This is a genomic window from Variovorax sp. YR266, from assembly GCF_900107295.1.
Taxonomy (GTDB): Bacteria; Pseudomonadota; Gammaproteobacteria; order Burkholderiales; family Burkholderiaceae_C; genus Variovorax.
The window spans coordinates 304,001-316,991 of record NZ_FNPM01000002.1 but is presented as its reverse complement, the minus strand read 5'-3'; the positions used below and the strand labels follow the sequence as shown (position 1 = coordinate 316,991).

Genomic DNA, 12,991 nt, shown 5'->3' with positions numbered 1-12,991 from the left:
CATGACCATACTGTTTCCCATCCTCGTTTTCCTGGCCGTGTCGCTGGCGATTGCCGGCCTGGCGGTCTGGATGTCTCCGACGCGTACCGAGCAGCGTCTGCAGGCGGTAACGCCATCGGCAGGCAAGTCGGCCTGGACCGAGACTGCCGTCAGGATCGTCGGTCCTTTCGCGCAGTTGTCGTCGCCTACCGGCGAGGCGGCTCTGTCGCCGCTGCGGGTGCGGTTCCTGAACGCCGGCATCCGCTACCCGGACGCCTACCTTGTCTACTTCGGCATGAAGACGCTGCTGCCGCTGGGCTTTGCCGCGCTCGCGTTCCTGGCGATGCGGACGACGGGAGCAGCGGACGGCACGGAGATGCTGCTGTACCTCGCGGTGGCCGCTCTGGCCGGCTGCTACCTGCCCAACCTGGTGCTGCGCCTGCTCATTCGCGCGCGTCGCCGCGAGATATTCGAGAACTTCCCCGATGCAGCCGACCTGATGCTCGTGTGCGTCGAAGCGGGCCTGGGAATGGACGCCGGTCTGGCCAAGGTCACCGACGAAATCCAGGTCAAGAGCGTGGCGCTGGCGCAGGAACTGCACTGGACCAACCTGGAAATGCGTGCCGGTGCTACGCGCGAGAAGTCGCTGCGCAACCTGGCGCTGCGCACGGGCGTGGAAGAGATAGGCACCTTCGCGACCATGCTGACCCAATCGGACCGGTTCGGCACCAGCATCGGCGAATCGCTGCGTGTGTTCTCCGACGATCTGCGCCACAAGAGGCAGGTTCGTGCGGAAGAACTGGCGGCCAAGGTGCCGACCAAGATGCTGCTGCCGCTGGTGCTGTGCATCTTTCCGTGCATCTCGATGGTGATACTCACGCCGGCGGCGATCCGGGTCGTCCGGATGATCATGCCGATGCTGAGTGGGACTTGAATTGAGTGCCGCCGCTCTCAGGGCAACCTGGTGCGGCGCGCTGCTTCAGTGCGCCGGCGCCGTATCGAGCTGGTGCTTCACCGCGTAGATGTACAGCTCGAGGCGGTTTGTCACGCCGAGCTTCTGGTAGATCGACGTGAGGTGGTTGCGCAGCGTGTGCTCGGTGACGAAGAGCTTCTCGGCCAGTGCCTTGTTCGAGGCACCGCTGCCGGCCACGACGATGCGGACGATCTCCCGTTCTTTCTGCGTCAGGCTCGCCAGCCTGGTGGCTTCGGGGTCGGCCTTCGGGGGCTTCTTCACCGAAGTCAGCTGAGAGAAGACGCGGCCCATGGTTTGCGCATCGACGCAAAGCTCGCCTTTGTAGACGCGCTCGATGGCCTCGAGTACCTGCTGGGCCGGGGCGTCCTTGCGCATCACGCCGCGCGCGCCGTGCAGCACGGCGAGGTCGAGGGTGCGCTGCTCACGCTCTGCTGTGAGCACGACGACGCGCGACACCTCGTTCGACAAAAGCCTGGGCAGGATGTCGATGGCGCACCGGCCGTCGAGGTCGAGGTCGAGCACGATGACGTCGGGAGCGAGGTCGTCCGAGGTTGCCACTGCGTCTTCGCAACAGCTGGCCGTGCCGACGACCCGCATGCGCGGCTGCTCGCCGTCGATCAGCCTTGACAGGCCCCACAGCATGGTCTGGTGGTCGTCCACGAGCAGGACACCGATGGAATGGGCAACTGGTTGCATGACTGATTCCTTCCTTGGCTTGTCTTTTTTAGATGGGAATTTCCACCAGCACCGCGGTGCCGCCACTCGCGCACTGGCGCACCTGCGCCCGCCCGCCGAGGGCCGCAGCGCGCTCGGTGATGGAGCGTGGGAGGAACTTCGTGAAGCTCTCTTCGCAGGCTTCGTTCTCGATGCGCAGCTGTAACTGCCCGTTCTTGCAGCCGAGGCGGATGCTGCCGTGACGCGCCTGGGTGTGTTTGCAGATGTTGTTCAATCCCTCGCCCACCAGCTGCAGGACTTCCGCGGTCATCCGGTCGTCCAGTTGGACCTGGCCGTCGACGGTGATGGCGATCTCGATGCCGTAGAGCCCCTTGATCCGCTCGGCCTGGCGATGCAGATGGGGCAGTACAAGCCCGCAGGGGCTGTTCGCGCTGTGCTTGACCGCACCGGCGTAGCTGCGCAGGTCGGCGATCACGCCGTCGGCCACGCTCGCGAGCTTGTCGAGGTCTTCGCGCAGCGGGTTGTCGGCGGCCGCCTTCTTGCGCAGCGCGCACAGGCCCATCCGCAGGCCGATGTACGGCTGCACGGCCGTGTCGTGCAGGTCCAGCGCGAATTTCAGGCGCTCTGTAGCGGCGGCCTCTGAGGCCATCCGGTCGAGCACCTCGATGGTCTCGATGACCGGGAAGATCTGTTCCATCAGGTGCGCCAGGAACAGCGCGTCGGACTTGTTGAACAGTCCGTCACGGGACGACACGAAGACCCGGCCCTCGCCCAGCCGCATCGGCAGCGGGGCGCTGATGAAGGCGCGGGCCTCCAGCATGGCGATCACTGCGGCGCAGCGCTGCGCGCCTTCGTCGTCCTCTATGCGCCAGCCGCTTGCGCCGGCTTCGAAGACATGGCTTTGCGCGCACAGCCAGTTCATGGGCCAGGGCAGGCGGTTGCAGAGCACGGTGTGGTCCGGCGCCAGCGCCATGAGAGGCGATTCGGCGATGCGGCCGATCGTCTCGACGCTGATGTGTTCGCAGGCGTCGTTCTTGCGCAGCGTGCGCAGGATCCAGTTGCCGGTGGAAGTGTCCCGCGTCAGGAGGATGCAGTGGCTTGCCCTGAAGAAGGCCAGTGTCTTTTCCATCGTGCGGGCGACGGTGCGGCCGGCCCCGAAGCGGGGGTTCGAAAGCTGGCAGACATCGCCCAGGAGCGCGAGGCGCCGCTGCAGGCCCAGCTTCGAGCCGCCCCAGTGCACGATCATGTGCCCCAGCGCCAGCAGGAAAGTGGTGCGCATCAGCAGCTGCGGCGAGTCGCCGCCCGTGCTGGTGGCCAGGCCGCAGGCGGCGAACGACGCGACCGATGCGACCGTCACGCGGGCGCCTTCCTCGAAACCCCAGCGGAACGAGGAGGTGAGGATCGCGAAGAAGTAGAAGAGGAAGAAAAGACTCTGGACGCCGTCGGTCACGAAGATGATCAGCGTGAACCACAGCACGTCGGACCAGTGGATGGCCTTGCCCTGGAAATACGGGCGGCCCATTCGCGTGCACGCATACACCAGCAGGCTGTGCAGGATGTATCCGGAGAAAGCCAGCCAGACGGGAACCTGCAGCCGGTTGTCACCGGCATCGACCGCGACAGCCAGCAGCGCGGAGACCGACAGCACCATCCGCATGCGGGCCACCATGAGGGCATCCGCGGCGACGCTTGCGTCGACGTCGGGAGCAGCAGTGGTGCGAGCCAGCATGGCGAAGGATCCTTGGCACCAGGCGCATCACGCCAGGCAGGCCATTCCGGAGTGGGTGGCAAAGCTCGGTGGTGTCATTTTGGAATTCATTCTTCGCACCTGAAAGCGATGTATGTGAAGGTTTCACATTACTACTTTCGTAGTCGAAGACAATTGGGGGTCGATGAGCCCGGCTGATTTGTGACGCCTGTTGCATTAAGAAACATTCATCCAGATCACAGGCTTTTTCGAATGCCTGTCGAGGGGAACGGCCCCCTCGATGGCGAGAAGTACGTTATTTACAGGTACCCGTTCGATGCGTTGCGGCGAGCCACCCGCCGCCCCTCCAAGTTCACATCCGCCGTGCAACCAGGGCCGTGCGCCCCAGGGGAGTGACCCGCAGGACTACCGCCTGCTTGAACTTCTGCTGGTTCTGCCGGGCGCGGCAGGTCGGGGGAAGCGTGGCTTCCACCATGCCCGCCGCATTCAACACGGCCACCGAGTTGATCCCTGCTGGATCGTCGATGCGCAGGGGGAAGATCGAATTGCCGATCTTGCGCAGGTAGTCGAGTGGCATGACAGGCCATTCCTGGCCCTCGGCAGTCGTTGCAACATTGCCGGTCTGCAGGCTGGCGATCTCCGCGTGTCCCGCGTCCGTGATGGCGAACACCACGGCGCTCTCGTACTGTTGATAGCCGAAGTGATCGAGATGAAATTCGGCCTCGATGAGTCCGGTCGCTAGCAGGACCGATGCGTTCCTGATGTCCGGGTCAGCCGTGAGCGTCGCCGGAAACTTCTCGTGCAGAAGTCGAAGGAGGAGGGTAAGCGGCATACATGCTCCTATCTGGACCTTCCGTGCGTATCGAGCGGTTCGTCACGAGGTCCGAGGGTCGTTCGGGTTTAAATGTGATTTTTTCACTTTAGTTATTTTGTTTTACATCAACCGCCCGGCCTTGTCGATAGGAGGCACTCCACGACCATGAGGCCGTGGATGAAATCTGCTGTGGATTGCGAAAGAAGAGGGCGCCCAGGCAATGCGGGCGCCCCGTGGCAGCCTCAAGGCGTGGTGAATGTCACCCGCTGCGCGATCAGCACACCGTCGACCACCCGGTCTCCGACAACGGTCACGCGCTGGCCGTTGCCCAGGTTCGCTGCGGTGCCGTTCTCGAAGATGACGCCGCTGCCGCCGGCGTCCACGGGCTGGCCGCGGACCCTGAAACTGGCAGGCGACTGATACGCGCCGATCGCGCCGATCAGCGTGAACGATGCCGGGCCGCCCGTGCCCGGAACGTTGCGGATGCGCAGCTTCTTCACCACCAGCACACCGCCGGACATGAAGCCGTCGACCTCGACTTTCACGCCATTGCCGAGCGATCCCACAGGGCCGCCGGTGATCTGCCCATTGGTCGCGTCGACCGGCGTGCCCAGCACCTTGAACGAACTGCGCGAGGCGAAGTCGGTGATGACGCCCGCCAGCTGCACAGCGATGCCGTCGCTCACGGGGATGGCATACCAGCCCTGCACTGTCGTGGCCGTGAGCACGCCCGCGATCGGCGCGACAGTGCCTCGGGCGCGGACGATGATGCCGTTGGCAAGCGACGATGCGTTCATGCCCGTGAAGGCAGCCGAGCTGAAGTTGATCGTCAGCTGGCCGAGCGTGAATGTCTTGCCCACGGGGTCCAGGTTCTGCACGGTCCCTGTGACCAGCGGATCGGTCAGTGTGGGGGCGATCTGGATGCGCGTGGCGCGCAGGGCGCCCGGTGCGCTTGGCAGGCCCCACACCTGGACGATGCTGTTCAGGTTGATGTCCGCCAGTCCGTTAGCGTCGGCCCAGACGGTGGCCGAGTCGATGCTCACGACGGTGCCCATCACGACGAAGCTGCCGGCCGAGGTGTCGATGCCCGAGGCCGCGCCGCGCAGTTCGGCAGCCGACTGGACCTGGGTGGCGACGCCGCTGGTGAAGTTGGCGTCGACCTTGCCGGCGACGCGCGCACTCATGCCGATCTGCAGCTCGGTGGCGTCTTCAATGGTGAAGGTGGCGGTGTCGGTGTCGTAGCGCAGCCCATTGAGGATGATGCTGCCCAGGCCGTCCGCAGCACCGATGCCGGCGGCGTCGGCGGTCACGCCGGTGCCGCCCGAACCTACGCCGGAGCCGTCGGTGTTGCTGTTGCCGGCGGTCGTATCGCCGCCCGCACCGCCCGAGCCCGTGGAACCTGTGCCAGTTCCAGTTCCTGTCCCCGCTCCTGTAGAGGTATCCCCTCCCGTGCCTGTCTGCGTGGCGCCACCCGTGCCGACGCCCAGGCCGCCCACTGAGCCACTGCCGCTACCTCCCCCCCCGCCGCAGGACAGCAGCAGGGCCATGAGGCCGACGGACAAAAGGCCGAGCATGAGCCGGCGGGGTGTCTTCATCGTGTTCATGGCTTGGGCTCGCTTTCAGAGGGGCGGGGCGGCACAGGCGCGCTCTCGTCTTCGTAATAGGTATAGATGCCGACCCTGATGCGCCCCTTTGCTCCGGCAGGAGCGCGGTCGACTGCCTGTGTCATTTCCTGCGTCAGCTCGTGGTGCAGGGCTGCCCAGCGTTCCCGGACGAGGCGCTGGATCTGCTCGCATTCCTGCAACGTGAGCCCGCGCGCGTACACCGCCCGCTCGAGCATTCTGGGCTCCTCGCCCAGGGTGTTGGAGACGGCAGCCAGCAAATGGTCGCGGCCGTTGTCGCCCAGGAAGGCGAGCATGGACTGGAGATCCTGCACCGGCACGAAGCCGTCGGCCGTGAGTTCGACCACGCCTTCGCTCTCGGTCACCATTTGCAGGCGCACCAGCTCGTCGAGGATGGTGCGATGGTGCACGTCGCCTCGGCTGCTCATTCGCGCCACGGCCTCGAAAGAAGGCGCGGCATTGCCTGCCGTGATGGGCAGGCGCCTGAAAGTGTCATCCTGAGTAAGCATCTGCAACCACAACGTGAAAGTCTTGGCTGCTGCCGACAGCTCGGTGTGGGGCAGGGGGTCGACGGTGGAGCGGACCTTGGCGGTCACCGCCTTGCGGTTCAGGCCGGTCGTGATGGACAACTGGCTCAGGTTGGGCTTGGGCACGCCCTGGTTGCGCCAGCTTCGCTGGGCCTCTTCGAGCAGCAGGTCACGCAGCAATTCCTCGAGGTGGGGGTGCTTGACCCCCATCGCGAGGGCGAGCCTTACCACCGGTCGAAGAATGCGAGCGCAGGCAGCGAGGGCCCAGTCCAGCCGGTGTTCCATGGAGGCGAGCGTTATTCCTGAAGGTGCGGTTCAAAAGAGAATCAGCGGCAGCAGCCGCCGATCATTGCCCGCTATTGTCATGTGCAATAGTCACATGTGAAAGCTTTGGACCACTGTTTGCAGTTCGCCTTTACCCGGCGCAGGTTCCATCGGCCACACGCTTGACGCTGGTCCGGCCCGTGGCGCTGATGTTGACCAGGCGGGTCTGGCCGGCGCTGGGCGAGGCCCGGCAGATCGTGATGCTGGCCGGGCTGGCGCCGACGCCGGTGGCCTGGAAGGTGAGGGCGCTCGCCCCTCCTGTGTCGCGCAACTGGTAACCGCCGGCCGCGGCCGGCTGCTGCAGCAGCACTTTTGTGCCGCTCACCACGATCCAGCCGGTTTCCCATTGGCCCGAAGTGCTGCAACTGGCACCGTCGGCCGAAACGCACAGGGTGACAGGAGCATTGCGCTTGATGGCCTCGCTGCGCGCAAGCTGGCCGCCCGCAACCAGTGCCGTGGCGTAGGAATTCAGCCGTGTCGACAGGCGTACGCCGTCGAACGAGGGCACGGCAATGGCGATCAGCACCACCAGCACGCTCAACGTGACCATCAGCTCGATCAGCGTGAAGCCGCCATGACGGCCTCGGATGCTCTTGCTTTTTCGATTCACGGGCCTGCCTATTTCTGGATGAACCAGTAGACCCGCCCCTTGGGCTGCTTGAACGCCGACTTTGGGGTGGCGCCCTTGGGGCTCAGGAAGGAGTCGGGTCTGGCGCCGATCACCACGTCGCGAATGCTGCCGTCGTCCAGCTGGACCCGGCCCACCACGGGCGAGGGTGCCAGGCCGCCGCCCACCACGTTCTGGAACCGCCCGTTGCTGTCCTGGGGCGCAGCGTTGGCATACGACACGTTGTAGACGTTGGCGGTGCCCAGGTCGGCGCGGCACGACTGCTGCACGCTTGGGTTGGTGGGCGTGTGCGTGTTGAAGGTGGTGATGCCGTAGGCCGTCACCGAAGCGGTCACAACCTGCTCGCCCGGGGCCAGGGCCAGATACCAGCCCTTCTTGCTCGCAAGGTCGGTGGCCGTGGGGGTCGCAGTGGTGGTGATGGCCTGCAGGGAGGCGTGGCACAGCACGGGGGTGCTGTTGCAATGGTCCGATTCGGAGCTCAGCCAGGCGGTGTCGGTGGGCTTGTCCACCAGCATGTAGAAGCGGTTGGCCACGCTGAGCGCGGAGTTGTAGTAGCGCAACGGCTTCTCGCGATCGCCGGAGCCCAGCAGGATCACGTACACGCCGTTGTCCTGGACCACGTCCGGCCCGAACATGAACTTGCGGTTGGGCGTGCAGGTGCTCACCGTATCGCAGCCGAGCGAGGCGATCTTCGTCATGCTCCAGCTGACCGGCGTTGCGTCGCCGATGGTGATCCGGTAGACGTTGCCGCCCAGGTCGGCCGCGTAGGCGATCCGCGCCAGGCCGAGGCTGTCGTTGACGATGGTGACTTCGCCCGCCACGGCGCGGTCGGTGACGAAGCTGTTGAGCTGCGCGCCGGTGGCCGCATCGAGCACGTAGATGCGGTTGCCCTTGGTGCCCGTGCCGCAAGCCTGGGCGGCCGAGTTGGTGTCGACGTCCTCGCACTTGTCGTAGCCGCCGCCGAACACCAGCATCGGACTGTTGCCGGCGCCATAGCCGGTCGACTTGACAACCTTGGGCGCCGACCAGGTCTGTCCGATGCCGTCCATGCCGGTGTCGCAGCCGGTGTCGTTGTCCTGGTTTGGGCAGCCCTTGCGCCACTTGAGAGTGGGCGCCGCGGGATCGGACACGTCGAAGGCGTAGATCAACCGGCCGCCGCGGCGCATGCTCGCGAACAGCCAGGCGGTGGTGGTGCCCTGCCGGTAGGCAGCTACCGCGCCGTCCATGCCGTAAGGCTTGGGCGCCACGCTGCCGGTGGTAACCAGCAGGCCGGGGAAATTGATGCGCGTGCTGTTGTCGTACAGCCGCTTGAGGCTGCCGTAGAACTCGGGCGGCACGAAAGACCATAGCTCATCGCCCGCCGCAGCCGAGCCGATGGCCGTGCTGCGGTTGCCGTTGACGGCGCGCAGCACGCCGTCGTTGCCGCCGTAGAAAACCACCACCTGGGGCACGGCATCGGTGCCGTAGTTGATGGCCACGGGGCGCGAGTGCACCACGTCGCCGTGCACCGAGGGGCGCATGCTGGTGGAGGTAAGGGGGTTGCCGCTGGCGTCGGTGCGTTCGTCGCCCTTGTTGTCGGCGCCGCGGACCCAGTTGATCAGGTTGGTGCGGTCGGTGGCGCTCGCCACACCCAAAGCCGCCTGCGTGATGCTGCCGTTGCCGTCGGCGAAGCTGGTGAGCGCAGAGCAGGCGCCGGGTGCACAGGTCTTCATGTTGCGGCTGGCCACCGCGAGGCGGCGCAGCATGTAGCCCTGCGCGCCTTTCTCGACCACGTTGCCGTCCGGGCTGTCGGCCGCCTCCTTGCCGAGGCAGTCGCCGGAGGGGCGGAAGCTCCAGTAGGCGTCGGTGTCGCTCGGCAGCGGCGTCCAGTAGCTGCGCGCGCAGGGCGCAACGAAGCCGGTCTGGTTGTTCACCGCGTTGGCGCCGGCAGCGTCCTGCAGGACGAGCTGGCTGCTGCTGTCCAGGCCCAGCTTGTATTGCTTGAGGTTGCCGTTCCAGCGCGGCAGTGCGTCCTGGTCGGGGCGGAACATTCCGACGAACACCTGGTTCAGGTAGGTGCCCTGCGTATTCACGCTCACCGGCAGGCTCACCGAGGAAAACACGCTGTTGACCGACTGGATCTTGCTGAAGATGTCATCGAGCGCCGCACCCAGCGAAGCGCCCAGGTCGGGATCGGACGAAATGTCGTAGTACTCCCCCTTGCTCTGGGTGGCCATGCTCTTGAGTAGTGCGCTCCAGCCTGGGCCCTGGCCGCCGGTGGCCTTGGCAGCCTCGACCGTGTAGACCTTGACGCCCATGCTGGTCTGCAGGAACCGCGCCCATTCGTCGGCTGTGTTGTCCTGCGAGCCGCTGGGGCTCAGCACGATAGAAGTGGTGCTGCCGCCTGCGGCGAGCAGGGCGTCCGCGGAGGTCTTGCTGTCGCTGGTGTTGTCCTGCGCGGCGCCGTTGCTGATGTAGATGACGTACGTGCCAATGCAGTTTTCGGTGCTGGGGCCCACGTAGGTGGTGCTGTTCACCGCGTTCAGCGCGTTGCGCGGCAGCGCGTACACGGCCTTCGACGCGGCGGTGCCGTAGACGCTGCCGCTGTAGTCGGCCTTCAGCTTGTTGTTGCCGGCGATCGGGGTGCCGCTGGCCAGGTAGCGGTAGACCTCGGCCATGGTCTTGCCGGCCTTGCCGCCATTGGACTTGTCGTCGAGCTTGTTCAGGCTGCGGATGAGCGCGCCGTACTTGACCTTGGTGCCGTCGTCCAGCGTGCGCACCGCAGCGCGCACATAGCCTCCATCGGAGTTGGAGTTGCCGCCACCGGTCTCGGTGAACATCATCAGGCCGACCTTGAATTTGTTGGACGGCAGGCTTTCGAAGGCTTTCGCCAGCGCGGTGATCTCGGCCGTGAACGGCTGGTTCCAGTTGGCCGTGTTGTCCAGCACGAACAGCACATTGGGCGCCTGGGTGGCGGCCTGGTTGTAGCCCACGAAAAGGTCGATGTCCTCGGCGTGCGCCGGGCTCAACGGCAAGGCCAGCAGGGCGGCGGCGCACAGCGGCGCGAAGAGTTTCTTTGTCATCATGGTGTCGGCCCGGTCGTATTGCACAGCGCTTCGAACTGCGCCTTGTTGAGCAGCGCTCGCACCCCCTGGCGCACGGCGGTGGTGGTGCCGCTGGTGGCATCGGTCACGGTGGTGCTGATGTCCCAGACCGAGTTGTATTGATCGGGCAGAGTGGACAGCCCCGAGCCGCTGCTGGAGGCCCCGCCGGTGATGCCGCTCGGTCCGGTCACGGTGCCACCGCCCGTGTCGACGGCCTTGGTTGCACGCACGCACACCGGCGCAGCGACCACGACCGTGTAGTCGGTGGTGCCGTCGTTGTTGATGTCGACCAGGCTCACGGTGGCCTGGGGCGGCGTCAGCGACGGGGTGCCGTCGGAATCCGGCGCCAGCAGGCTGCTGGCAACTTCCTCGATGGCGCGGTTGGCCGCGGCAACGGCTTCGTTGCGAGTCTGCAGGTTGCCTACCGATTTGAGATTGGAGCTGCTGAGATTGAACGCCGCGGTGACCGTGAGGGTGATCAGCAGCAGCATGATCATCCCGATGAGCAGCGCAGCACCCTGCTGGCGGCGCATGGCCGGTGTATGAGTCATGGCGTCTCCCTCCGCCCGGTCACGTTGGTCAGGCGCACGGTGGTGGAAAACGCGTGGCGCTTGTAGTGATCGTTGAACGGGCCCAGGGTGGCGGAGCCCAGGTTGTAGGTGCGCGTGTCGGTATGGCCTGGCGAAACCTCGGTGCTGCGCGCGAGCACGTGGAGCTTGACCGCCACCACGTTCACCAGCTGGTCGGCAGTGCAGGGCGCGGCGACGCTGCAGTGCACGAAGCTGCCGTCGGGGCTGCCGTCGCCGCGGTTGGCGGGAGTCAGCCTGACCGCCGGATCGGCCCAGTCGATGGCCGCGGCGTAGTTCACGGCGGCGCTGGTCTTGCCGATCGTGTCCAGCCCGAACTCGACCCTGAACCCCTCGACGCCCTCGATCAGCGGTACCGGGGGCTGCTGCGCCAGGGCGCCGCCCACGAAGTCGAAGCGCGAGCGCGCCAGCGTGGGGACGCCGTCACCCACGGTGTCGGCGTAGTCGCGCACGTAGTAGATGTCGGCAACGAGCTTGCGCTTGGGCGAAGGCGTCGTGCAGTCCTTCTTCAGCATGTTGCCGAATCCGGCGGTGGACAGGTCGAAAGACGAAGGCTTCTGCGTGCCGCACAACGAAGACTGGAAGTACAGGTTGCCGGCGATGTCCGCCTCGCAGTTGGGTGCGCCGGGCAGGCAGGTCTCGGCGTGCCGCACCACGAGGACGTCGGTGTTGGCCTTCTTGTTCTTTAGCAGGTCGGTGCAGCTGGCGGGCACGGTCTCGTAGCTCTGCACCGGCAAGTCGAGCAGCTCGCGCTTGTAGTCGTCGGTCCAGTTGACCAGGGAGTAGGACAGGCAGGGGTCGGGCGGCGTGCCGGTTGGCACGTGCTCCGGCACACCGTTGACCGTCAGGTCGTCGAACTGGGGCATGTAGTTTTCCCAGAACCCGGCGTGGGTGAGCTCGTTCTCCAGCACGAAGACACTGAGGCGCCCACTTTCGATCTGGCGGTTCACGCGTTCCATTTCGCGCTGGGTGTTGCTCACGTTCAGGAACAGCGCGAGCAGGGCCGCCACCACGATGAGCATGATGGTGACCGCCACCATCAGCTCGATCAGCGTCAGCCCGCGCTGCCGGTTGCGCGACGGGCTCATGAAAGGGCTCCGATGCGCACGAGCGTGGTGACCGCTCGGCGGCACATGTCGCTCACGCAGCGCGTGCCAGCGGTGTCATACAGGTCCTTGCCGCAGGCCACGCCGGCGGGTGGAGCGCTGATCGGCACCAGGCCCTGCCAGGCGATGGTGACGAGGTATTCGTTGTTGCCCATGTCCTGCACGCAGCCGCGCCCGCCGATCACTGTGCCGAGCCTGCTGCTGCCCGAGGTTTCTGCGGCGCCCTGCAGCGCGTTGCACCACTCGGCGCTGTCCACCTGCTGGCGGGTGCCGGTGGCAGTGGGACACGTGTTGCCGCTGCCCAGCGGGGCGCTGGTGACGTAGCTCGAGGCCATCCGGCGATTGATCGCGATACGGCTGGCCATGTCGTTCAGCATGATCAGCGCCTGCGACCGCTGGTACGACTCCATCTCCGACGCCTGCAAGCGCGCCTGCAGGCCCACCAGGCCGAACAGCCCGAAGGCCACCACAACCAGGGTGACGAGCACTTCCAGCAGGCTGACGCCGCGCTGGGCGCTTCTCACCGCGCTTCTCACCATTTCTCCGCCGGCGTCTTCACGCCGTCGCTGTTGAGGGTGAGCGCGCCGTCGCCGGTCTGGCCGCCGATCGGGGTCAGGGTCAGCGTGTAACCGGGGACGCCGGTCGTCGTCAGGACGATGTCGTAGCTGTAGTTGCTGTTGACTTCGGCCGGCAGCGCATAGCCGCTGGCCGTCAGCGCGGTCTTATCGGCGTAGCTGCGGTTTGCAAGGAGGAACTGCTGCTGCCGGTTGGCAATGTCCATCATCTGCGCCTGCGCCGCCGACCGTTTGGATCGGATGACGTACTGCTGGTAGCTGGGTAACGCGACAGCCGCCAGGATGGCCACGATGGCCACCGTGATCATCAGTTCGATCAGCGTGAAGCCACCGGTTTTGCGCTTGTGCGAGGGCTCGTTCATCCGTGATCCGTCAGAAGTGTTTCACATT

12 protein-coding genes are annotated in these 12,991 nt (G+C 65.8%); 1 reads left to right on the top strand and 11 read right to left on the bottom strand.

Annotated features, from left to right (window positions below; genetic code table 11):
• The first annotated feature begins 1 nt into the window (after position 1).
• Entirely contained in the window at positions 2 to 913 is a 912-nt protein-coding gene (locus tag BLW48_RS07050) for a type II secretion system F family protein (protein WP_093173672.1), read from the top strand.
• A 45-nt stretch (positions 914 to 958) separates the two neighbouring features.
• Here the strand turns inward: BLW48_RS07050 and BLW48_RS07045 are convergent, their stop codons facing one another.
• From BLW48_RS07045 to BLW48_RS06995, 11 genes are all read right to left on the bottom strand, one after another.
• Positions 959 to 1,648: a response regulator gene (locus BLW48_RS07045; RefSeq protein ID WP_093173670.1), complete on the bottom strand. Its 690-nt coding sequence runs from the start codon at positions 1,646 to 1,648 to the stop codon at positions 959 to 961.
• A 28-nt stretch (positions 1,649 to 1,676) separates the two neighbouring features.
• Positions 1,677 to 3,356 carry a sensor histidine kinase gene (locus tag BLW48_RS07040; RefSeq protein ID WP_093173668.1) on the bottom strand — a complete coding sequence of 560 codons (1,680 nt, stop codon included), beginning with the start codon at positions 3,354 to 3,356 and terminating at the stop codon, positions 1,677 to 1,679.
• A gap of 331 nt (positions 3,357 to 3,687) precedes the next feature.
• Positions 3,688 to 4,167, bottom strand: coding sequence for a hypothetical protein (locus BLW48_RS07035; protein ID WP_093173666.1), 480 nt, complete (start codon positions 4,165 to 4,167; stop codon positions 3,688 to 3,690).
• 224 nt (positions 4,168 to 4,391) lie between these two features.
• On the bottom strand, positions 4,392 to 5,744 hold the full coding sequence (locus BLW48_RS07030; RefSeq protein WP_256330723.1) for a DUF5666 domain-containing protein: 1,353 nt from the start codon (positions 5,742 to 5,744) through the stop codon (positions 4,392 to 4,394).
• A 5-nt stretch (positions 5,745 to 5,749) separates the two neighbouring features.
• Positions 5,750 to 6,583, bottom strand: a complete 834-nt coding sequence (locus tag BLW48_RS07025) for a DUF6502 family protein (RefSeq protein ID WP_093173662.1) — start codon at positions 6,581 to 6,583, stop codon at positions 5,750 to 5,752.
• A 130-nt stretch (positions 6,584 to 6,713) separates the two neighbouring features.
• A complete protein-coding gene (locus BLW48_RS07020; RefSeq protein ID WP_256330722.1) occupies positions 6,714 to 7,232 on the bottom strand; it encodes a GspH/FimT family pseudopilin in 519 nt (172 codons plus the stop codon).
• An 8-nt stretch (positions 7,233 to 7,240) separates the two neighbouring features.
• On the bottom strand, positions 7,241 to 10,315 hold the full coding sequence (locus BLW48_RS07015) for a pilus assembly protein (protein ID WP_093174152.1): 3,075 nt from the start codon (positions 10,313 to 10,315) through the stop codon (positions 7,241 to 7,243).
• A complete protein-coding gene (locus BLW48_RS07010; protein ID WP_093058386.1) occupies positions 10,312 to 10,884 on the bottom strand; it encodes a hypothetical protein in 573 nt (190 codons plus the stop codon). Before BLW48_RS07010 ends, BLW48_RS07015 begins: the two co-directional genes overlap by 4 nt.
• Positions 10,881 to 12,008 carry a PilW family protein gene (locus BLW48_RS07005; protein WP_093173660.1) on the bottom strand — a complete coding sequence of 376 codons (1,128 nt, stop codon included), beginning with the start codon at positions 12,006 to 12,008 and terminating at the stop codon, positions 10,881 to 10,883. The genes BLW48_RS07010 and BLW48_RS07005 overlap by 4 nt, the downstream gene beginning before the upstream one ends.
• Entirely contained in the window at positions 12,005 to 12,565 is a 561-nt protein-coding gene (locus BLW48_RS07000; protein WP_093173658.1) for a type IV pilus modification PilV family protein, read from the bottom strand. Before BLW48_RS07000 ends, BLW48_RS07005 begins: the two co-directional genes overlap by 4 nt.
• Positions 12,559 to 12,963 carry a type IV pilin protein gene (locus BLW48_RS06995; RefSeq protein ID WP_093173656.1) on the bottom strand — a complete coding sequence of 135 codons (405 nt, stop codon included), beginning with the start codon at positions 12,961 to 12,963 and terminating at the stop codon, positions 12,559 to 12,561. The genes BLW48_RS07000 and BLW48_RS06995 overlap by 7 nt, the downstream gene beginning before the upstream one ends.
• Positions 12,964 to 12,991: the final 28 nt, after the last annotated feature.